General features: G+C 66.1%; 23 protein-coding genes and 1 pseudogene. 9 read left to right on the top strand and 15 right to left on the bottom strand.

The window, feature by feature from the left end:
* Positions 1-26 precede the first annotated feature (26 nt).
* Entirely contained in the window at positions 27-932 is a 906-nt protein-coding gene (locus AC5Y47_RS19480; RefSeq protein WP_499945894.1) for an NAD-dependent epimerase/dehydratase family protein, read from the top strand.
* Positions 933-966: 34 nt separating this feature from the next.
* On the opposite strand, the gene AC5Y47_RS19475 is transcribed toward AC5Y47_RS19480, so the two are convergent.
* The 6 genes and pseudogenes from AC5Y47_RS19475 to AC5Y47_RS19450 all read right to left on the bottom strand — a co-directional run bounded on the left by AC5Y47_RS19475 (position 967) and on the right by AC5Y47_RS19450 (position 5,318).
* Positions 967-1,722, bottom strand: coding sequence for an SDR family NAD(P)-dependent oxidoreductase (locus tag AC5Y47_RS19475; protein ID WP_499945893.1), 756 nt, complete (start codon positions 1,720-1,722; stop codon positions 967-969).
* A 131-nt stretch (positions 1,723-1,853) separates the two neighbouring features.
* Positions 1,854-2,123 carry a hypothetical protein gene (locus tag AC5Y47_RS19470; RefSeq protein WP_499945892.1) on the bottom strand — a complete coding sequence of 90 codons (270 nt, stop codon included), beginning with the start codon at positions 2,121-2,123 and terminating at the stop codon, positions 1,854-1,856.
* An 87-nt stretch (positions 2,124-2,210) separates the two neighbouring features.
* Positions 2,211-2,417: pseudogene (locus tag AC5Y47_RS19465) on the bottom strand (nitroreductase/quinone reductase family protein); the annotation flags it as partial.
* Between the two features lie 12 nt (positions 2,418-2,429).
* Positions 2,430-3,860, bottom strand: a complete 1,431-nt coding sequence (locus AC5Y47_RS19460; RefSeq protein WP_499945891.1) for an amino acid permease — start codon at positions 3,858-3,860, stop codon at positions 2,430-2,432.
* Between the two features lie 37 nt (positions 3,861-3,897).
* Entirely contained in the window at positions 3,898-4,191 is a 294-nt protein-coding gene (locus tag AC5Y47_RS19455) for an EF-Tu/IF-2/RF-3 family GTPase (RefSeq protein WP_499945890.1), read from the bottom strand.
* Between the two features lie 122 nt (positions 4,192-4,313).
* Entirely contained in the window at positions 4,314-5,318 is a 1,005-nt protein-coding gene (locus tag AC5Y47_RS19450; protein WP_499945889.1) for an NADP-dependent oxidoreductase, read from the bottom strand.
* 259 nt (positions 5,319-5,577) lie between these two features.
* Here AC5Y47_RS19450 and AC5Y47_RS19445 point away from each other — a divergent pair, with 259 nt between their 5' ends.
* Positions 5,578-5,784, top strand: a complete 207-nt coding sequence (locus AC5Y47_RS19445) for a hypothetical protein (RefSeq protein ID WP_499945888.1) — start codon at positions 5,578-5,580, stop codon at positions 5,782-5,784.
* A 96-nt stretch (positions 5,785-5,880) separates the two neighbouring features.
* On the opposite strand, the gene AC5Y47_RS19440 is transcribed toward AC5Y47_RS19445, so the two are convergent.
* From AC5Y47_RS19440 to AC5Y47_RS19425, 4 genes are read right to left on the bottom strand one after another with little or no spacing between them, the layout of a single operon-like run.
* Complete coding sequence (locus AC5Y47_RS19440) at positions 5,881-6,690, bottom strand: glycoside hydrolase family 16 protein (RefSeq protein WP_499945887.1); 810 nt, start codon at positions 6,688-6,690, stop codon at positions 5,881-5,883.
* Between the two features lie 52 nt (positions 6,691-6,742).
* Positions 6,743-7,930, bottom strand: coding sequence for a PPE family protein (locus AC5Y47_RS19435; RefSeq protein ID WP_499945886.1), 1,188 nt, complete (start codon positions 7,928-7,930; stop codon positions 6,743-6,745).
* A gap of 23 nt (positions 7,931-7,953) precedes the next feature.
* Positions 7,954-9,141, bottom strand: a complete 1,188-nt coding sequence (locus AC5Y47_RS19430; RefSeq protein WP_499945885.1) for a PPE family protein — start codon at positions 9,139-9,141, stop codon at positions 7,954-7,956.
* 30 nt (positions 9,142-9,171) lie between these two features.
* Positions 9,172-9,471, bottom strand: a complete 300-nt coding sequence (locus AC5Y47_RS19425) for a PE family protein (RefSeq protein WP_499945884.1) — start codon at positions 9,469-9,471, stop codon at positions 9,172-9,174.
* Positions 9,472-10,231: 760 nt separating this feature from the next.
* Here AC5Y47_RS19425 and AC5Y47_RS19420 point away from each other — a divergent pair.
* On the top strand, positions 10,232-10,504 hold the full coding sequence (locus tag AC5Y47_RS19420) for a hypothetical protein (RefSeq protein WP_499945883.1): 273 nt from the start codon (positions 10,232-10,234) through the stop codon (positions 10,502-10,504).
* A 3-nt stretch (positions 10,505-10,507) separates the two neighbouring features.
* Here the strand turns inward: AC5Y47_RS19420 and AC5Y47_RS19415 are convergent, their stop codons facing one another.
* A complete protein-coding gene (locus tag AC5Y47_RS19415; RefSeq protein ID WP_499945882.1) occupies positions 10,508-11,146 on the bottom strand; it encodes a cutinase family protein in 639 nt (212 codons plus the stop codon).
* Between the two features lie 242 nt (positions 11,147-11,388).
* On the opposite strand from AC5Y47_RS19415, the gene AC5Y47_RS19410 reads away from it, so the two are divergent.
* From AC5Y47_RS19410 to AC5Y47_RS19400, 3 genes are all read left to right on the top strand, one after another.
* On the top strand, positions 11,389-12,186 hold the full coding sequence (locus tag AC5Y47_RS19410) for an enoyl-CoA hydratase-related protein (RefSeq protein ID WP_499945881.1): 798 nt from the start codon (positions 11,389-11,391) through the stop codon (positions 12,184-12,186).
* A 37-nt stretch (positions 12,187-12,223) separates the two neighbouring features.
* Positions 12,224-13,021, top strand: a complete 798-nt coding sequence (locus AC5Y47_RS19405; protein WP_499945880.1) for a DUF1906 domain-containing protein — start codon at positions 12,224-12,226, stop codon at positions 13,019-13,021.
* A 130-nt stretch (positions 13,022-13,151) separates the two neighbouring features.
* Positions 13,152-13,481 (top strand): STAS domain-containing protein, encoded by a 330-nt coding sequence (locus AC5Y47_RS19400; RefSeq protein ID WP_499945879.1) that lies wholly within the window; start codon positions 13,152-13,154, stop codon positions 13,479-13,481.
* A 476-nt stretch (positions 13,482-13,957) separates the two neighbouring features.
* On the opposite strand, the gene katG is transcribed toward AC5Y47_RS19400, so the two are convergent.
* From katG to AC5Y47_RS19385, 3 genes are all read right to left on the bottom strand, one after another.
* Positions 13,958-16,198: a catalase/peroxidase HPI gene (katG, locus tag AC5Y47_RS19395; RefSeq protein ID WP_499945878.1), complete on the bottom strand. Its 2,241-nt coding sequence runs from the start codon at positions 16,196-16,198 to the stop codon at positions 13,958-13,960.
* 49 nt (positions 16,199-16,247) lie between these two features.
* Complete coding sequence (locus AC5Y47_RS19390; protein ID WP_499945877.1) at positions 16,248-16,685, bottom strand: Fur family transcriptional regulator; 438 nt, start codon at positions 16,683-16,685, stop codon at positions 16,248-16,250.
* 70 nt (positions 16,686-16,755) lie between these two features.
* Complete coding sequence (locus AC5Y47_RS19385; RefSeq protein ID WP_499945876.1) at positions 16,756-17,448, bottom strand: DUF899 domain-containing protein; 693 nt, start codon at positions 17,446-17,448, stop codon at positions 16,756-16,758.
* 182 nt (positions 17,449-17,630) lie between these two features.
* On the opposite strand from AC5Y47_RS19385, the gene AC5Y47_RS19380 reads away from it, so the two are divergent.
* The 3 genes from AC5Y47_RS19380 to AC5Y47_RS19370 all read left to right on the top strand — a co-directional run bounded on the left by AC5Y47_RS19380 (position 17,631) and on the right by AC5Y47_RS19370 (position 19,631).
* A complete protein-coding gene (locus AC5Y47_RS19380; protein WP_499945875.1) occupies positions 17,631-18,500 on the top strand; it encodes a cyclopropane mycolic acid synthase family methyltransferase in 870 nt (289 codons plus the stop codon).
* 95 nt (positions 18,501-18,595) lie between these two features.
* Entirely contained in the window at positions 18,596-18,874 is a 279-nt protein-coding gene (locus tag AC5Y47_RS19375; protein WP_499945874.1) for a hypothetical protein, read from the top strand.
* A gap of 100 nt (positions 18,875-18,974) precedes the next feature.
* Positions 18,975-19,631 (top strand): class I SAM-dependent methyltransferase, encoded by a 657-nt coding sequence (locus AC5Y47_RS19370; protein ID WP_499945873.1) that lies wholly within the window; start codon positions 18,975-18,977, stop codon positions 19,629-19,631.
* Here AC5Y47_RS19370 and mmpH read toward each other — a convergent pair whose 3' ends face one another.
* Positions 19,632-20,699, bottom strand: a complete 1,068-nt coding sequence (mmpH, locus tag AC5Y47_RS19365) for an MMP endo-(1,4)-3-O-methyl-alpha-D-mannosidase (RefSeq protein ID WP_499945872.1) — start codon at positions 20,697-20,699, stop codon at positions 19,632-19,634. It abuts the gene before it with no gap.
* Positions 20,700-20,706: the final 7 nt, after the last annotated feature.

Here is a 20,706-nt window from a genome sequence, read left to right as displayed (position 1 = left end):
CTACCGAGGTCACCTACCATCAGCCCATGCGTGACTCGAAGATCCTGATCACCGGGGTGACCGGCCAGGTCGCCACTCCGGTCGCCCTGGCCCTGGCGCCCGACAACGAGGTCTGGGGTATCGCCCGGTTCACCGACGCGGCCGCGCGCAACCGTCTCGAGCAGGCAGGCGTGCGGTGCGAGACGGTCAACCTGGCCGCCGGGGACTTCAGCGCGCTGCCCGCCGACTTCGACTACGTGCTCAACCTGGCGGTGGCCAAGAGCGGCCGGTGGGACAAGGACCTGGGCGCCAACGCCGAATCGGTCGGCCTGCTGATGGCGCACTGTCGCGACGCAAAAGCGTTCCTGCACTGCTCATCTGCCGCCGTCTACGATCCGCCCGACGACGAAGTGCGCACCGAGCGTGCCGCCTTGGGCGACAACCACAAGCCGCTGTTCCCCACCTACTCGATCTCCAAGATCGCCGGCGAGACGGTCGCCCGCACCACGGCGCGCATCCTCGGCGTACCCACCACGATCGCGCGACTCAACGTCCCCTACGGCGACAACGGCGGCTGGCCGTTCTACCACATGGAGATGATCCTGGGCGGCATCCCGATCCCGGTGCCACCCGGCGGCGCGGCGTTCTACAACCCGATCCACCAGGACGACATCATCGCCACCATCCCGAAACTGCTTGCCGCGGCTTCGGTTCCGGCCGTGACGGTGAACTGGGCCGGCGACCAGATGGTGAGCATCCAGGAATGGTGCGGCTATCTGGGCACGCTGATCGGTCGGGAACCGGTGTTCAGCGAAAGCGACCAGGCGCTGCGCGGCAATCCCGTCGATGTGACCCGACTGCACGAACTCGTCGGCGGCGGCAGCACAGTGGACTGGCACGACGGGTTACGCCGGATGGCGGCCAAGTTCCACCCGGACCTGGTCCAGGTCTAGCGATCCCGGAAACGGCCCGACCGCCGGCTGCAGATCACATCACCGCGCCGCCGTTGACACCGAGCACCTGTCCGGTGATGAATCCCGCTTCCTCTGAGCACAGGAAACCCACGGCGGCGGCGATGTCCTCCGGAGAACCCATGTGGCCCATCGGGATCATTTTGGCCAACTGCTCGGGTGAGCCGAGTTTGCCCTCGGCCTGGGACTGGCGCGACATCGGCGTGTCGATACTCGACGGCGGCACATTGTTCACGGTGATGCCGACCGCGGCATACTCGTTGGCCAGCGACTTCGTCAATGTGATGACCGCGCCCTTCGCCGCCGCATAGTGCGCCATGTACGGGCTGCCGCGTTGCGCGCTCGACGACGAGATCATCACTATCCGGCCCCACTTGGCGGCGACCATGTCCGGCAGCGCCACCTGGCAGCAGTGAAATGTTCCGGTCAGGTTGATGTCGATGATCTCGGCCCACGACTCGACGGTGATGTCGGCGAACGGCGAGAAGGTTGCCTTGCCGGCGCTGGTCACCAGAATGCCGATCGGCCCCAGTTCGGCGCGCACCCGGGCGAAGACGCTCTCCACACCGGCCCGGTCGGTGACGTCCACCTGGACACCCAGCGCGGCCACACCCTTCGAGCCGAGGTCGGCGGCGACGCGCTGCGCGGCAGCGCCGTTCACATCGAGCACGGCGACGCTGTGGCCGCGTTGCGCCAGTTCATGACAGGTGGCTTCCCCGATACCCGAGGCTCCGCCGGTTACCACCGCTATGCGACTGTCCGTCCCGGTCAACGCCTCACTCCTCACGAATCATCTTCTGCCCCTAGGCTCTTGACTTGTCGACGGTAGCCTAACCTCTGGGTCGAACGGTCCGACGACCAATGGTCCCGAGCCGAAGCCCGGGACCATTCGTCTGTTGCGCGTCAAAGTCGATGGGATTCGGGGCCGTTGAAGTAGCGGTTCAGAAAGCCGATCGCGCCGGCCGCGGCGACCGTGCCGACGACGAGTGACACCACGATGTTGAAGGCCATCGGACCGACGAACCAGCCGAATGTCATCGAGACGTAGAGCATCCAGAGCAACCGGAAGAACGAACCGGCGGCCAGCACGGCCATGCTGATCCCGATCCACAGGCTGCGCTGCCGGTCGACGCGGTTGATGTGCTGCTCGATGCCGGCGGGGACGATGTTCATGGCGGTCTTCCTTTCGTGGCGCGGCGCCTCGTTGGCGTCGTCGTTGCGCCAAGTACAGAGCCGCCGGACCGCTACCGATCCCAAGAATCAGATCCGCTGCAGTTCGATGATCGGGATGACCCGGTCGGTCTTGTCCTGGTAACCCCCGAACCCGGGTGCCCGCTCGACGATCCGTGGGTAGACGGCGTCGCGTTCGTCGCGAGGCAGCTCACGGGCCCGCACATCGTAGGCGTCGGTACCGATTTCGATGTGCGCGTCCGGGTGCGCGCGCAGGTTGTGTAGCCATGCCGGGTCGACGTCGGTGGGTCACGGGGCGGGTTGTCGCATCTCGGCCTGGAACACACGGTACTGCTCGGCGCGACCGGGCCGGCGGCGCACGATCAGCCAGCCCGCAGCCAGCACGACGAACCAGGCCGGGAACCAGGCCAGAGCAACGGCGGTGTCCCGCTCCGTGGAGAGCGTCCAGACCACGAACACAAAGAAGGCCAACACGGCCCAGCACATCGCCACCCCGCCGGGCATCTTGTAGCTCGATTCGGCGTGCCGCTGAGGATGACGCCGCCGGTAGACCTGGTAGCTGATCACCACCATGGTCCAGACGAACATGAACAGCAGCGAGGCGACCGTCGTGATGACGGTGAAGACACCGATCACCGAACCACCCGCATACAGCAGCGGAACCGACGTCAACAGCAGCGGAGCGGTCAACAGCACCGCGGGCGCCGGCACGCCGGCACGGTTGAGCCGGCGAAACACCGACGGTGCGCTGCCTTCGTCGGCCAAACCGAAAAGCATTCTCCCCGTGGAGAACACACCGGAATTCGCCGACGAGGCCGCCGAGGTGATCACGACGAAATTCACCGTCGACGCCGCAGTCGCGAGACCGGCCAAGGCGAACATCGTCACGAACGGCGACTCGCCGCTGGCGAAATGCCGCCACGGGACGACCACCAAGATTGCCAGCAGCGCAGCGATGTAGAAGACCGCCACCCGCAACGGAACGGCGTTGATGGCGCGGGGGAGCGTGCGGCGCGGTTCGGCGGTCTCGGCCGCCGCGGTGCCGACGAGTTCCACTCCGACGAAAGCGAAGAAGGCGATCTGGAACCCGCCGACCAGGCCCAAGAATCCCGTCGCGAAGAATCCGCCGTCCTGCCAGAGGTTTTCGACCGCAGCGCGATCACCGTAGGGAGAGACGAACCCGGTGGCCACCAGCACCACGCCCACCGCGATCAGTCCCAGGATCGCGACGATCTTGATCAACGCGAACCAGAACTCGATCTCACCGAAGTTGCGCACGCTGAACACGTTGAAGACCAGCACCAGAGCTACCGTCACCAGCGCCGGTATCCACGCCGGCAACTCCGGCCACCAAAATCTGGAATAGCCGACTATCGCGACGATTTCGGCGATCCCGGTGACCACCCAGGCGAACCAGTAGGACCAGCCGACGAAAAAGCCGGCCGCGGGTCCGAGCAGATCGGCCGAGAAGTCGACGAACGACTTGTAGTTCAGGTTCGACAGCAGCAGTTCGCCCATCGCGCGCAGCACGAAGAAGACGAAGAACCCGATGATCGCGTAGATGACCACGACCGCTGGCCCGGCCTGGCTGATCGTCCGCCCGGATCCCATGAACAGGCCGGTGCCGATCGCGCCACCGATCGCGATCAGTTGAATCTGCCGATTGGACAGGTCGCGATGCAGGTGCCGGTCACCGTCCAACCCGGCGTCCTGCGGCATGGGACGACTTTAATCTGCCGAGCAGACGCAAAAGCCCCTAAATCGTCGACAAAAAGGGGGCGTTTGCGTCTGCTCGGCCAAGACCGGTGATCACGTCGCCGGACGCCACGTCATCACTGGCCAGCGTCGACAACAACAGGCCGACATTGTCACCGGCGCCGACCGTTTTCACCTTCTTGCGGAAGGTCTCGATAGCGTCCACCCGGACCTCGGGACCGTCGTTGATCCGCACCCGATCTCCGACGCTCAACTCTCCGTATTGCACCTCTCCGGTAGCCACCACGCCGCGACCGCGGATGACGAATACGTCCTGGACGGTCATGCGAAACATGCGACAACGCTACGTGCTACACGCTGACTGCAGCTCACATGCCGGCCCGACTCGACCTCCTCAACCCGTAATACGGTGTCCACCTTGGTTTTTCAGGGGCACTGCGTGTCATGACGATGCCACTAGGTGATCTTCACCATCAGCTTGCCGACGTTCTGGCCGTCGAAGAGCATGTTGATCGCGGTCGGCAACTGCTCGAAGCCCTCGACGACGGTTTCCAGCGGCGTGAGCTTGCCCTCGGCGATCAACCCGCCGATTTCGCTGATCGCTTCGGGAGCGCGGCCGAAATGGTCCAGCACGATGAAACCCTGCACGGTCGCGCGCTGGATGAGCAGGTTTCCGAACGCGCGTGGCCCGGGCGGCGGATCGGCCTCGTTGTAACCCGAGATCAAACCACAAAGCGCAACGCGCGCACCGATATTCAGCCGCGCGAAGACGGCGTCCATGATGGGGCCGCCCACGTTCTCGAAGTCGACGTCGATGCCGTCGGGCGTCGCCGAGGCCAGCTGCGCGTACCAGTCGTCCGTCTTGTAATCGACTGCGGCGTCGAAACCGAGTTGCTCGGTCAGCAACGCGCACTTCTCCGGGCCACCCGCTATTCCGACGACGCGGGCACCGTCTGCCTTGGCGAGCTGACCGGCGACCGAGCCGACCGCGCCCGCAGCCGCGGACACCACCACCGTCTCACCCAGCTTCGGCTTGCCGATGTCGCGGATACCGATCCAGGCGGTCAGCCCGGTCATTCCCAGCGCGCCCATGTAGGCGCTCGGAGAGACGCCGTCAGCAACGTGGACCGGCATCAGCGGCATCGTGTCGGACGCGACCACATACTCCTGCCAGCCGACCAGGCCCTGGACGGTCTGCCCCACCGGGTAGTTCGGGTTGTTGGAGGCGACGACCTCGCCTATACCGCCCGCCCGCATGACCTCGCCGATGCCGACGGGCGGCAGGTACGTCGGCACATCGGTGATCCACATGCGGTTCGTCGGGTCCAGCGAGATCCAGTCCACCCGAACCAGCGCCTCGCCCTGGCCGATGTCGGGGACGGGTTGCTCGTCGAGTTCGAAGGTGTCCGTTCCGATGCGTCCGGTGGGGCGTTTGTGCAGGAGAAAGCGTCGGTTGGCCATGCCCCGAACGGTACCCATGCGCGTTCCGCCACGTTGTCACCGGTGAGTGTTATAACGCTTTGCATGTCACGGCCGAACCCCGACCTGTTGGTCCGAGGAGCGCTTCCTGTGATGCAGATAACTGCCGAGTTGCAAATTCACGGCAAATTCTCATCTTCAGACACGGTTAGGTCACAGCTTTGCTGGGCATCCTTGCGAAACAGGCGACAAAATACCCGATTTTCGCTTATGCGTGCTAATCGGAGAGGAGCTGACAATCATGGCGAAGGCAGCCGAGGCCAAAGTGATTGACCTCCAATCGCACCCGCTGTGGACGGCAGCTCAGCGCCGGGAACGCCAACTCGAAGCCGCTATGCGGCGCCACCCGGCATATATCGGCAGGCAGCGCGCACTCGCGATGGGTCACGACGTGCAGGGCGTTACCCACAGGCCTCGGCGCTACGGTACCGACGACGCTCCGGCCTGACGATTTCGCACGATTTTCGCTTTCGACCCCCATATTCGACACTTGTCGTATTGAACGCGCTGAGGATTCCGGCGTGGGTTTGCTGAAGTATTTCCTCTACCAGACCCGCACGTAGTCGACGAGCATCTGCGCCGGATAGGTCCCGGGTCCCGGGTCACCGCCACCGGAGCCCGCGACCGCGAGGTTGAGGATCGGGAACACCTGGTATCCGGGATTGTTGAACGGCCAATCCGCCATCGAGTGGGCGGCGACGGTGAAATAGGGCGCCGCACCATCGGCATAGTCCTGCCAGAAGCGCATGCCGGCGTCGTCCCACTGGACCCGCCAGGTGTGCCACCCGCTGTCGACCGCGATGTTGTGCGTCTGCCACTCCGAGCCGTTGGCCTTGGCGTGCACGGTCGTCGCCGAGGGCCACTTGCCGTTTCCGTACCACTCGACGATGTCGATCTCACCCTGAGCATCGCTGGACAACCAGAATGCGGGCCAAGCGCCGGCGGTCAGGCAGTCGAACTTGATCCGGGCCTCCCAGGTGTGCCCGATGCCGCCCTGCCACGGACTGAAGACCTTGCCGCCGTAGTAGGTGTCGCCGTCCTTGGCAGCCCGGATGACGAGGTTGGAGTTGCCGTCGATGAACACGTTGCGCCGGTCGTCGCGGTACTGCCCGACACGCTCGGGCTGCTCCCAATAGGTCGGGTCCTTCATGGTCTCGCGTGCCTTCGACACCGTCCACTTCGACGGATCTGGCGCCGAGCCGGCCGGTCCGTCGAATTCGTCGTGGAAGATGTAGGGCCCCGAGCCGCCGCTGGGCGCTGCCGAGACCTTGGGGGAGGGGACTGCGGTCAGCGCGGCCGCCCCCGTCATCAGCCCCGTCATCAAAAGCATGCGGCGACGATCTATTTCGCGCATAAGCAACGCACCATAGCAGCCGCGCCGAACCTCGGGAAAATCCGCGAACCGCTCAGCCGGCCGCCGGCGGTCGGGTCATGAACGTCAGACGGTGCCCGTAGGACGGCGTCTTGCGACCGTTCCCGGCGTTGATGAACTGGCCGAACGGCGGCGCCACCGGCGTGTTTCCGACGACAGCACCTTCCGCCGCGGCCGGGACCGCGCCCGCGCTGCCGGCGGCGGTCGCCGCCGGGGTCGCCGAGCCGGTCGCAGAGGTCCAGCTCACCGGCACCGACAGCCGGCCGAGCGGAAGCGACCTGCCCAGACCGGCGGTCACACTGCCGACCTTCGATCCGATGTTGCCCGCCGCAGACCCGGCGGCCTGAGCCGCACCGGCGGCCGCCTTGGCCGCGGGTGCCAGATTGTTCGCGAAGGTGTTCAACGCGATGGGGGCGCTGGTCGCCTGCCCGAAAGCCTGCCCGGACTGGAACACGCCCTGCAGTGCCTGCAGATACGGTTGGATGTACTTGCTGTAGAGGGGGACCAGGTCGTCGAGCGGCGTATTGGCGATCAACCACTGATCGATTGCCGTCTGGTTAATCGGCGACGACAGCGTCTTGAGGACGTCGGCGACCCTGGTGTTGATCGGGTTCATCACGCTGGTGAGCTGGTTCTGCAACGACGTCACCTGTGACTTGAATGCCGCGAGGGTCTGGTCGATCACCGCCAGTGGGTCGGCCACGTCGGCCGGCTGCGGCAACTCCGTCAGTTCCGTCGCCGCCGCCGAACTGCCCGCGTAGGTGTACATCGCGGCCGCGTCCTGAGCCCAGAACTCGGCGTACACGGCCTCGGTCGCTGCGATCGCCGGGGTGTTCTGACCCAGGAAATTGGTCGCAACCAACACCGCGAGCAGGGCGCGGTTGGCCGCGATCACCGGCGGCGGGATGTGCGCCGCGAACGCCGTCTCGTATGCCGCCGCCGCCGCATAGGCTTGGCTCGCCGTCTGTTCAGCCTCCACCGAACCGCTGTCCAGCCAGGCGATGAACGGAGTCACCGCCGAGAGCAGCGCCGCAGACGAGGGCCCCAGCCACGGGCCACTGGTCAGTTCGGTGATGACCGACCGATGACCGGACGCGGCGGCCTGCAGGTCCGCGGCCACCCCGCTCCATGCCGCCGCGGCAGCCAGCAACGGACCCGACCCCGGTCCGGCGTATATACGTCCCGAATTGATCTCGGGCGGCAAAAGGCCATAGTCGACCATGGTTTGTCCCCCAGATCCGACCGCTAGCCGGCTGCCGGCGGCTTGGCCATGACCGACGGCTTGAATCCGTAGGTCGGCTGGTTCCGGCCGTAGCCACCGTTGAGGAACTGTCCGAACGGCGGCGCCATCGGGAAGCTGTTGGCGGTCTCGACGCCGGCCGGAATCGCCGACGCGACGCCGGGGTTGAGGGTGGACTGCCACGGGACCCAGCTGGCCGGGGCCGACAAGCCGCCGATCGGAATGGCCTTGCCGAGCGTTGCCGCCGCACCGGCTGCCGCCTGACCTGCACCGGCCGCGGCCTGGCCCGCGCTGGAGGCGGCAGCACCGGCCGCCGACGCCGCGCCTTCGGCGGCCTTGGCAGCGGACGCGGCCGGCTTGGCGAAGTTGGCTGCCGCCACCAGACCGTTGGTGACCTGACCGAAGGACTGGGTGGACTGAATCCCGGATTGCAGCGCCTGCACGTACGGCCCGATGTACTTGCTGTACAGCCCGACGATGTCGTCCAGCGGCGTGTTCTGCACCAGGAACGCGTCGATCGCCTGCTGGTTGATCGGCGTCGACAGCGTCTTCAGCACATCGCCGACCCTCGGGTTGATCTGCGCCAGCACCTGGTTGACGTTGGTGTACGCGGAGTTGTACTCCGCCTTGAACACCGCCAGCGCCTGGTCGACCAGGCCGTAGGGGTCCGCCACCTCGGCCGGCGCCGCCAGCTCGGACAGCTGGGTCGCCGACGACGCGCGACCCGCATAGGCATACATCGCGCCAGAGTCCTGGGCCCAGAACTCGGCGTACTGGGCCTCGAGCTGCGCGATGGCCGCGCTGTTCTGGCCGAGCAGGTTCGTGGCGGTCAGCTCCTGCACCAGGGCCCGGTTGCCCGCAATCAGTGGCGGCGGGACGCTGGCCGCGAACGCCGCGTCGTAGGCGGCCGCTGCCGCGGCGGATTGACTGGCGGCCTCGGCTGCCTGTTCGGCGCTGCTGCTCAACCACGTCACGAACGGCGAGACAGCCGCAACCAGCTGCGCTGAGGCCGGTCCCAGCCAGGGGCCGCTGGTCAGGCTCTCGATCACCGAACGGTGTCCGGCCGCGGCCTCGCCGAGGTCAGCGGCCAGGTTGCCCCAGGCGACCGCCGCGGCCACCAGCGAACCCGCACCCGGGCCTGCATAAATGCGCCCGGAATTGATCTCGGGCGGCAACAATCCGTAGTCCACCATTGCTATGACTCCCTAGATGTCCGAGGCTGACTAGCCCGCTGCCGCGGCGTTGGCAGCTTCGGTCTCCGCGTACGAGCCGCCGCTGGCCGAAAGCGTCGCCGTCAACGTGGCCTGGATCCGGGCCGCCTGGGCGTGCAGTTCCTGGAACCGGATCGCGTGGGTGGCGAACTGCGCCGCGGTCAGGATCGACACCTCGTCGGCAGCCGCGGGAACCACGCCGGTGGTCGGGGCGGCGGCCGCCGCGGTCCCGATGTTCAGCGCCGCGCCCAGCGACTGCAGGTTGCTGGCGGCCGCCGTCAAGTGCTCTGGATATGTGCGAACGAAAGACATAGGATTTCCTCCAACAAGAATTGGGAAAATTGCACACGCACACGTCTGTGTGTTGCGTTGTTATTTCGACACGGTATTGACTCTGTGCCGAACCGTCCCAACGTGTCCGTCCCATAAATGGACGCTGATCTTGATGTTTTCACAACATTCACCCTGATTTTTAGTCACATGCACTTCATAGAATTAAGGCCGCTGTTGCCGAGCGCGGGATGCGGCGCGGAAAGAACGGCGGCCCGGCGCGGCGCAACAGTCCCGCAGTCCGGTTTGTCCTGGAATGCGCCGCCCAGACGCCGGCCGCGCGAAACGACACCCGCCCGGCCGCGCTGAATCAGCCTGTCAGTGACCGTCTTTCGCGGAATGCCAGGTTCGACGCGACCGTCTGCGACAGGGCCACACCCGATCCGTGCAGCCGTCACCAGGACTCCGACTCGTCGATTGGAGGGGCCTGCCGCAGCGGACGCGCCGGGCGACCCGTCCCGCCGGACGCACCACGGCCGCAACGGCACCGCGCGGCCCTATAGCACAGCTATCGCGGATAACTGAAGAGATTTCCGCACGACGAACATATGAGACTCGCCGGCAATAGTTGAACTCAGGGTGAGGTTATCTCTTTCCTGTGCCGGCCCGGCTCTTCGCCGGTCTCGGCTCTTATTTTCAAACTGATTTTAGGTTGCATTCCATTACCGCGAGCGCGACTTTTTGGCCGAGGTGTATCTGGCATGTGACCTCGACGCGACCGCAACCGAGCACGCTGTTGAGCATGGCGGCGTTTGTAATCGGCTTTGCGCTGCTGACTGCGTTGTGCACCGGCTACCAGTTCGGCCGGCACGCCGGCGCGAGATCGCCGGCCAGGAACAGAGCACCGTCCTGGCAGCAGCGCACCAGCCGGCTGGCCCTGGGCAGAACCGCGGGGAGCCTGATCGTCCTGGTAGTGGCCCGTCGTCTGCGGCGGAGCCTGCGCGCCCGGCGCATACTGCCCGCGGCTATCGGCAGGCGCGGCCGTACCGCGCGGCCCCGGCCCAGATGGCGGTAGCGGCTACAGCTTGCCCGCGACGAAATCGGCCGCCTCGTTGGCCATCCCGTCGGCCACATAGGCACTTGCGAGGTGCGCCGGCCAATTCTGCTTCCACGTGTTCGGGTCGGCCGGATTACAGATCGGGTCGGCGCCGTGACAGAGCTCGATGGTCCGGTCGTTGTAGACCGGGTTGAAGTTGGTGATGGGCCCGACCCATTGGCTGCCGTTGCCGAACAACGCCACCGCGGCGATGTGCTGCTCCGCCTCGGGCGGCAGGGGACTGTCGAACCCGAAGGCGCTCATGGGAACCGCGAGCACCACATCGGTGACCGCGGCACCGAGCGAGTAGCCGCCGAGCACCAGCCGGGTGTTCGGGCAGTTGTTGACCATGTATTGGATGTGCCGGCTCATGTCGTTGGCGCCGACGTCGACCTCGGTGTCCGCCGGGTACTTCACGGCGTAAGTGCCCATGCTGCGACCGCCCACCTTGGAGCTGAGCGCGTTGATGAACGCATTGCCCAGGACGCCGGTGCCCGGCGACTCGAGTCGGCCGCGGGCGAAGACGACCTCGATCTGTGGACAGTTCGCGGCCGCCGCTGACGGCGGCGCGACCAGCGCGGCGATGGGCAAGACCACGCCGGCCGACAGGAGGGCGGCCACGGTCGCGAGCACCGCGAGGCCAAGATCAACCGATTTCCGGGCATTTTCTCGACGCACAGCAAGATGGTAGCGACTCGCACCCGACCCGCGCGCGGGTTGATTCGAGATGCGCAGCACACTGGCGTTCTGCCGGCTGTCGGCGATACTTGTCCGATGCCCGACGACGACGCTCCCGCCGTCGAATCTGCGCGCGGCAATCGACCAATCGCACTGCAGCACAAACTTTTACGATAGGCGGACGAATGACCGAACCTCATTTGAGCTACCAGCGCGACGGTGACGTCGTCATTCTCACGATGAACAATCCACGTCGCAAGAACGCACTCACGCCGTCGATGCTCACCTTGATGGCGGCTGCCTGGGACGAGATCGACGCCGACGACGGGATCCGGGCGGCGATCCTGACGGGGGCCGGCGACTCCTATTGTGTAGGCGGCGATTTGGCCGACGGGTGGATGGTCGAGGCGGCCAAGCCGTCGGATTCGGCGCCGCCCAAGGATGTCGGCACGATCATCAGCGAGGGCCTGCTGCTCAGCCGGTCGCTGGCCAAGCCGCTGATCGCGGCGGTCAACGGGCCGTGCCTGGGCGGCGGGTGTGAAATGTTGCAGCAGACCGATATCCGGATCGCCGAGCAGCAGGCCGTCTTCGGATTGCCGGAAGCCAAGTTCGGGATGATCGCCGGCGCCGGATCCACCGTGCGACTCAAGCGCCAGATCCCCTACACCAAAGCCATGGAGATGATCCTGACCGGCGATCCCCTCACTGCCGAGGAGGCTTATCACTTCGGCCTCGTCGGACATGTCGTGCCCACCGGGCAGTCACTGGCCAAGGCACGCGGGATCGCCGCGCGGATCGCCGCCAATGGTCCGTTGGCCGTCCGCAATGCTAAGGCGTCGATCCTGGCCAGCGGATGGCTCGACGACGCAGACGCTCGCCGCATCGAGCGACGCTTCGTCAGAGAGGTCATGCGCTCCCAAGACGCCAAGGAGGGGTTGTCGGCGTTCGCCCAGAAGAGGTCGCCGAACTTCTCCGGGCATTGACCGGGTGCGGCGACAACAGGCTTGTTACCATCGCGCCGTGCACGATTCGGCTGAATCACCAGGTAGGCACCTCGATGCGCGTTCGGTGACCCGACGCGACGCGTTCCGGTACGCCGCCGCTCCGGTATTGCTCGGCCTGGGGACGTGGGCCGCCACTCAGAACCCACCGAAGGCGTCGGCGGCCAGCGGCCAGTTGATCGATTTCGCCGAACGCCGCATCCCACCCGAAGAGATCAAGGCGGCCGGCTACGACGGGGTCGTCAACTACGTGTCGACGGAGCGGCCCGGCGCGCACTTCGAAGCCAAGCCGATCACCCGCCAGTACGCCGACTCCCTGCGCGCCGCCGGTCTGCACATCGTCAGCAACTTTCAATACGGCAAGCCGGGCTGGGTCGACTCGCCGTCGGACTACACCCGCGGATATGACGGCGGCGTGGCCGATGCCCAGACGGCGCAGAGCCTGCACGCGGCCGCGGGCGGCCCACCGTCGGCCCCGATCTTCTTCAGCGTCGACGAGGACATCGACCAGAACACCTGGAACACCGTTGCGCTGCAATGGTTTCGAGGCATCAACTCGGTACTCGGCGTCGGCCGCAGCGGCATCTACGGCAGCTACCAGGTATGCGGCTGGGCGATCAAAGACGGTGTCATCGGAAACTCGACCACCCCGGGCCACAAATGGGCATGGCAGACGATCGGGTGGTCGCACGGCCAGCGCGAGCCGGCCGCGGTGTTGTATCAGCGAGTGCTCGAAGGTCCCGTCCTCAACGGCATCAAAGTGGACGTGGACGACATCCTTGCGGCTGACTACGGGCAGTGGGACTTGACGCGCTGATCGGTGCCGCGCCGAACATCGTTTGCTGACATCGCATCCGGCAAGCTCGATCGACGAACGGCCGTTGCCACAGTTAGGACGCCCGGTGCAAGATACGCACAGGTGGTGGTTCTGGGCTAGGGGGCGCAGCTTGGGCATTCATAGTCGACTGGAGTTGACGCCGTCCGTGCGCGACGACGTCACCCTGGTTACTGCTGTAGGTGTGCTCGACAGCACCACGTATCTGCGGCTGCGGGATTACCTGGTCAAGACCGCCGTCGACGACCCGGTCGCGGTGGTGGTGGACGTGTCCGAACTGGAGGTGTCGGCCGCCTCGGCTTGGATGGTGTTCCTCAACGCCTACTGGCAGGTCAACGTCTGGCACGAGGTTCCGATGGCGCTGGTCTGCTCCCACCAGCAAGGTCGCGAGGCGATCCGGCGTAACGGTTTGACGCGGTATCTGACGGTTTATCGTCGCTAACCGAAGCCGTCGCCAACGTGCCCCGCGAGAGTCCGCTGCGGCGTCGCGCGCACGTCGAGTTGCCGATCATGCCGGACACGGTGGCACGGGCCTGCAGCCTGATCACCGACTGGCTCACCCGATGGTCGAAGTGCGAGTTCATCCCCGCGGCCACGACCGTCGCGACGGTGTTCTTCGAGGATCTGATCAATCAGCGTTCCGGCGGCTGCGCGAAGCTGCGGTTGGAAACCAACGGCGCCAGCGTCACGGTTGCCGTCGACGACCCGGATCCCACGCCCACGCAACTGCGCCATATCTGTACAGCCGTGCCGGCGCGTCAGGCGTGGAGGTCCTGCGGGTCCTCAGCCGTGAGTGGGGGAACACTCCCACCGACTCCGGAAAGACGGTGTGGGCGGTCATCGGTCCGGCCAACCACGTCTGCTGAGAAAGCGACACCCCGCGAGCACGTGGCCCGCGGGGTGCCCTCTCGCCCCGAACTAATTCAGGTCGAACCGGTCGCTGTTCATCACCTTGACCCAGGCGGCGACGAAGTCCTCGACGAACTTGCCCTGATTGTCGTCCTGCGCGTACACCTCGACCAAGGCCCGCAAGATCGAGTTCGAGCCGAACACCAGGTCGTTGGCGGTGGCGGTCCGCTTGAGTTCGCCGGTCGCCCGGTCGGTGCCCTCGTAGACGTTCTCTGCGGTCTCCGACGGCTTCCACTGCGTACCCATGTCGAGCAGGTTGACGAAGAAGTCGTTGGTCAGCACGCCGGTCTTGTCGGTGAAGACGCCGTGCTTGGTGCCGCCGTGATTGGCGCCCAGGGCACGCAGACCACCGATGAGCACCGTCAACTCGGGGCCGGTCACCCCCAGCAGGTAGGCACGCTCGAGCAGCAGCTGCTCGAGTGGCGCCTTTTCGCCGGGGCGCACGTAGTTGCGGAACCCGTCGGCCTGCGGTTCGAGCACCGAGAACGACTCCACGTCGGTGTTCTCCTGCGTGGCATCGGTGCGCCCGGGGGCGAAGTGCACCGAGATCTCGTAGCCGCCGTCCTTGGCCGCCTTCTCCACCGCCGCGGACCCGGCCAGCACAATCAGGTCGGCCAAGGAGATCTTCTTGCCGTCCCCGGCAGAGGCGTTGAAGTCCTGCTGAATCTGCCCGAGGACCGCCAACGTCTGACCCAGCTCAGCCGGCTCGTTGACCTCCCAGTCCTTCTGCGGCTCCAGCCGAACCCGCGCCCCGTTCGCCCCGCCGCGCTTGTCGGTGTTGCGGTAGCTGCTCGCCGACGACCACGCCGCCTTGACCAGCTGGGGGACCGTCAGACCGGAGTCGAGAACCTTGGCCTTCAGCGACGCCACATCCTGGTCGTCGACCAGAGCGTGGTCGACCGCCGGAACCGGGTCCTGCCACAGCTGCGGCTCGGCAACCCAGGGCCCGAGGTAGCGCGAGATCGGTCCCAGATCGCGATGCAGCAGCTTGTACCAAGCCTTGGCGAAGGCCTCGGAGAGCTGGTCGGGGTTCTTCAACCAGCGGCTGGTGATCTCGCGGTAGATCGGATCCTCGCGCAGTGAGACGTCGGTGACGAGCATGGTCGGGTTGCGGCCCGGGCCACCGAACGGGTCGGGGATGGTCCCGGCGCCGGCACCGTCCTTCGCGGTGTACTGCCAGGCACCGGCGGGGCTCTTGGTCAGCTCCCATTCGTAGCCGTACAGCGTCTCCAGGAAGCTGTTGTCCCACTTGGTCGGGGTCGGTGTCCAGACCACTTCCAGTCCACTGGTGATGGCGTCCTTGCCCACGCCGCTGCCGTACGAGCTTTGCCAGCCCAGCCCCTGCGCCTCGATCGGGGCCGCCTCCGGCTCGGGTCCCACTAGGCCGGCGTCGCCGGCACCGTGCGTCTTGCCGAAGCTGTGGCCACCCACGATCAGCGCGGCGGTCTCCTCGTCGTTCATGGCCATCCGGCCGAACGTTTCCCGGATGTCGTGCGCGGCGGCGATCGGATCCGGCTTGCCTTCGGGCCCCTCGGGGTTGACGTAGATCAAACCCATCGTGGTCGCGCCGTACGGCTCGGCGAGGTCACGCTTACCGGAATAACGCTTGTTGGTGCCCAGCCATTCGTCCTCTTCGCCGAACAGGATCTCTTCGGGCTCCCAGACATCCGGACGACCGAACGCGAAGCCGAACGTCTCGAATCCCATCGACTCCAGGGCCACGTTGCCGGCGAAGACCAGCAGGTCTGCCCAGGAGATCTTGTTGCCGTACTTCTTCTTGACCGGCCACAACAGCCGGCGCGCCTTGTCCAGGCTGGCGTTGTCGGGCCAGCTGTTCAGCGGCGCGAACCGCTGCAGTCCCTGGCCGCCGCCGCCGCGACCGTCGTAGATGCGGTAGGTGCCGGCCGCGTGCCAGCTCATCCGGATGAAGAAGCCGCCGTAGTGGCCGTAGTCGGCGGGCCACCAGTCCTGCGAGGTGGTCATCACCGACGTCAGGTCGGCCTTGAGCGCGTCGACGTCGAGCTTGGCGAACTCCGCGGCGTAGTCGAAGTCCTCGCCCAGCGGGTTGGACTGCGGCGAGTGCGGGTGCAGCTTCGACACATCGATCTGATTGGGCCACCAGTCCTGGTTGGTCCGCGGCGCATCCGACTTTGGCGTGGGCGAGGGGATCGCCGGGTTCTCGCTCTCGCTCGTGCTGGCGGTTCCCGCGTCGTCGTGGGGTGGGCGGCTGTCGGACGTATCGGATGACACAGCATTCCTTCCGGGTGTTAGGTGAAACGGGCAGTGACCACGGTTGTGATCAGGAATCACTCGAACAGTCGGGGCACAGGCCCCAATAGATGACTTCGGCCTCGTCGAGAACGAACCCATCCAAGACGTTGTCGTCGTCCGACGGAGTCAGGCAGGGAGCCTGACCGACCGCGCAATCGATGTCGGCGATCACCCCGCAGGATCGGCACACGACGTGGTGGTGGTTGTCGCCGACCCGGGACTCGTACCGTGCCACCGAGCCGGACGGCTGGATTCGCCGGACCAGACCGACCGCGGTCAGCGCGTTCAGGACGTCATAGACGGCCTGACGGGACACGTCGGGCAGGCCCAGCCGTACGGCGGAGAAGATGGTGTCGGTGTCGGCGTGCGGATGTACCTGCACGGCTTCCAGCACTGCGATCCTTGGTCGTGTCACCCGCAGATCGGCCCGCCGCAATTGCTCGGCGTAATCCTGGGCTGAGGACACAGCGCACATATTTCGCGCTCGTCTGGATTCAGTCAAGACTTTGTTGAACCCAGTCCGCTAACCGGATTGCTTAATGCGGGGCGCCGTAAGCGCGGGCGATGTCGGGGGAGTCGAGCCAGCCGGAATAGGTGGGTCGGGACGGCCAGCCCGGTGGCGAATCGAGCCATTCCTCCTGCCGGCCCCACGGCAGGATGTCGATCAGGCCGAACGAATGGCTCAGCTGCTCGGTGCCCCGGCCGGCCGTGTGCCAGGTGCGGTACACCGCGTCACGGTCGCGCAGGAACACATTCACCGCGAACCCGCCGCCTGCCGGTGCGTCCATGTCCGCGGAGAAGGTGCTGTCCGACGACGAGTACCACTCCATCCTGTTGCCGACCTTCTTCCGGTACGCCAGGGCCTCCTCGATGGTTCCGGTGGTGACGACGACGAACCGGGCGTCGTAGTTGTCCAGGAATTCCAATCGGGTGAATTGCGAGGTGAATCCCGTGCAGCCGCCGCACTGCCAGTCCGCTCCCGGCGACCACATGTGGTGGTAGGTGATGAGCTGCGCGCGGCCGTCGAACACCTCGCTCAGACTGAGGGGACCATCGGCGCCGATCAGCGTGTAATCGGGCAAGGCGACCATCGGGAGCCGGCGGCGCTGGGCGGCGATGGCATCCAGTTCCCGGGTGGCGGCCTTCTCGCGTTTGCGAAGTTCATCCAGCTGAACGCGCCAGGTCTGATGATCGACGACAGGGGGTAGGGTCGGGGAGGCATGAGACATGAAATCCACCTTTGCTCGCGCACGCTGTCGATGTGTCAGTAGTGAACGTTATGACCCGCGGTGCGACCGAAACTCATCGCCGCACCGTTTGATCTGGGCTTTCCGGGGAACCCTGGGGTAGCCGGCGGCGGGAATGCCGGGCTCCCCAGTGCCTCTGAAGCCGGAAAGGCATCTCCCCCCCCATGAACGATCGATTGACGCCGCACTTCGACGACGTACAGGCCCATTACGACCTGTCGGACGAGTTCTTTGAACTGTTCCTCGACCCGACCCGGACCTACAGTTGCGCCTACTTCGAGCGCGACGACATGAGCCTGGAAGAGGCGCAGCTCGCCAAGATCGACCTATCGCTGGGAAAGTTGGGTCTGCAGCCGGGCATGACGTTGCTGGACGTGGGCTGCGGGTGGGGCGCCACCATGCGCCGCGCGATCGAGAAGTACGACGTCAACGTCATCGGTCTGACCCTGTCCAAGAACCAGGCCGCGCACGTGCAGCAGACGTTCGACGAGCTGGACACCGAGCGCAGCCGGCGGGTGCTGCTGCAGGGCTGGGAAGAGTTCGACGAGCCCGTCGACCGCATCGTGTCGATCGGCGCGTTCGAGCACTTCGGCTACGACCGCTATGACGACTTCTTCGCGCTGGCCTACCAGGTCCTGCCCGCCGACGGCGTCATGCTGCTGCACTCGATCACCGTGCTGGATCAGGAGCAGCTCACCGCAAGTGGTCTGCCCATCACCATGGACACGGTCCGCTTCGCCAAGTTCATCCTCACCGAGATCTTCCCCGGCGGACGGCTACCCAGCACCAACATGGTGGCCACGCACGCCGGGAAAGCCGGCTTCTCCCTGACCCGCCAGCAGTCGCTGCAACAGCACTACGCCAAGACCCTCGACCTGTGGGGGGCCGCGCTGAAATCCCGGCGGGACGAAGCGATCGCCATTCAGTCCGAAGAGGTCTACGACCGCTACATGAAGTACCTCACCGGCTGCGCCGACAACTTCCGCGCGGGTTATATCGACGTCAACCAGTTCACACTGGAAAAGCAGCCCTGACCCGGGCCACCCGCAGGCCGGGATCCCAAGGCGGCGTTTGGAATCAGGCACCGCGGTCTATAAATAGCAGCGACCCCGACTCTGAAAGGCCTTCGATGAAGCGCTTCGCCCCTCCCGCAGTCATCATCGCCGCGCTGATGTTCAGTGCTTGTTCGCCGTCAGAAGTGATCAACACCGGCGGCGACACCAAATGCAAGGACTTCGTCAGCCAGGACGAGAAGAAGCAGAGTGAGGAGGTCAGCAAGATGCTCAAGGACAAGAGCGGCACCGAACCGGCCTCACTGGAGATCACCGCCACCCGCCTCTCGGTGCAGACCTACTGTCAGACCGTCGGCAAGCCGGACAGCAAGATCTCCGAAGCGCCGCACGGCTGACCCCCGGACTGCTGTCCAGCCGAGTCGCCCACGAGGACAAGCCAGCAAGGACCGACGACCACGGCGCCGGCGCTCGACGAGCGACCGATAGGTTGAGCCGATGAGCGATCACGACGCGACCGACCGGTTGTTCGCGCTGGCCGAGCAGGTGCGCGGCTTCATGCCCGGCGACGAGGGTCGCGCACTCTACGACGCCGCCCGGCGCTACCTCGACGGTGGCATCGGCGTCGAGATCGGCACCTACTGCGGCAAGTCCACCCTGCTGCTGGGTGCGGCGGCGCTCGAGACGGCCAGTGTGCTGTTCACCATCGACCATCACCACGGCTCCGAGGAGCACCAGGCCGGCTGGGAATACCACGACTCGTCACTGGTCGACGAGGTCACCGGACTGTTCGACACGCTGCCGACCTTCCGCCGCACGCTGGACGCCGCCGCCCTCGACGACCACGTCGTCGCCGTCGTGGGTAAGTCCCCGCTCGTCGCGCAGGGATGGCGCACGCCGCTGCAGTTCCTGTTCATCGACGGCGGACACACCGAAGCCGCCGCCGCCCGGGACTTCGACGGCTGGGCCAAATGGGTGTCCGCCGGCGGCGCGCTGGTCATCCACGACGTGTTCCCCGATCCGGCAGACGGGGGCCGCGCTCCATACCAGATCTATTGCCGCGCACTGGATTCCGGCCAGTTCAAGGAAGTGGCGGCGTTGGGTTCGCTGCGCGTGCTGGAGCGCACCGGCGGTCAGGCCGGCGAGCAGGTCTGACTACCCGGTCGCCACGCACTCGCAGTCGAAGTCGGTCTGCAGGCCCGTCGGCAACGCGTCGCCGCGGAAGATCCCGCTACCCGGGGTGGTGTCCGACAGCGCGTCGGCGGCCAGGATCATGGCCGCACCGGTCCACGTGGTCCGCTCCTCGGGCCAGCGCTTCCCGTCGGCGAACACCAGACCCGTCCAGTAAGAACCGTCGCCCTCGCGCAGGTGCTGCATCGCCGCCAACTGCCGGTACGCCGCCGAACGGTGGCCGATGGCATCCAAAGCCATTACCAATTCGCACGTTTCGGCACCGGTGACCCAGGGCCGGTCCGACACGCACCGAATACCCAGGCCGCTCACCACGAATTCGTCCCAGCGCTGCTTGATCCGGACGGCGGCCGCCGGGCCACGCAACGCGCTACCGAGGATGGGGTAGTACCAGTCCATCGAGTACCGGTCCTTCTCGGTGAACGCCTCGGGGTGCGCGATGATGGCATGCCCCAACCGGCCCGCGGCCAGTTCCCATTCCGGTTGCGGCTCGCCGATGAAGGCGGCCAGCGCCAACGCGCAGCGGATGCTGTGATAAATGCTCGCACAACCGGTCAGCAGCGCCTCCGTCACGGGCCCGACTTCGCTTCGGGCCCAACAGATCTCGCCGTAGCCGATCTGCAGATCGATGACGAAGTCGATTGCCTTGTGCACCACCGGCCACATCGTCGCGGCGAACGCCTCGTCGCCGGTAACCAGCACGTGATGCCACACGCCGGTGGCGATGTAGGCGCAGAAGTTGCTGTCGCTGTTGGCGTCCTCGACGACACCCGAGCGCAACTGAATCGGCCAGGAACCGTCGGGCCGCTGCGTCCGCCGACACCACTCGTAGGCGGCCCGCGCCGGTTCCAGCAGTCCGGCCGCGGTGAGGGCCATCGCGTTTTCCACGTGATCCCACGGATCGGTGTGGCCGCCGGCGAACCAGGGGATGGCTCCGGACGGCTCCTGGGCGGCCGCGATCGACACCGCGGTCTGCCGGCACTGCTCAGGGGTGAGGATGCCGGCCACGGCCGGCGCGTTATCGCGAAGCAAATTCAAT

Source organism: Mycobacterium sp. NGS22 (assembly GCF_059813095.1).
The sequence above is the reverse complement of the archived record's forward strand: the minus strand, read 5'-3'. Positions and strand labels throughout refer to the sequence as shown.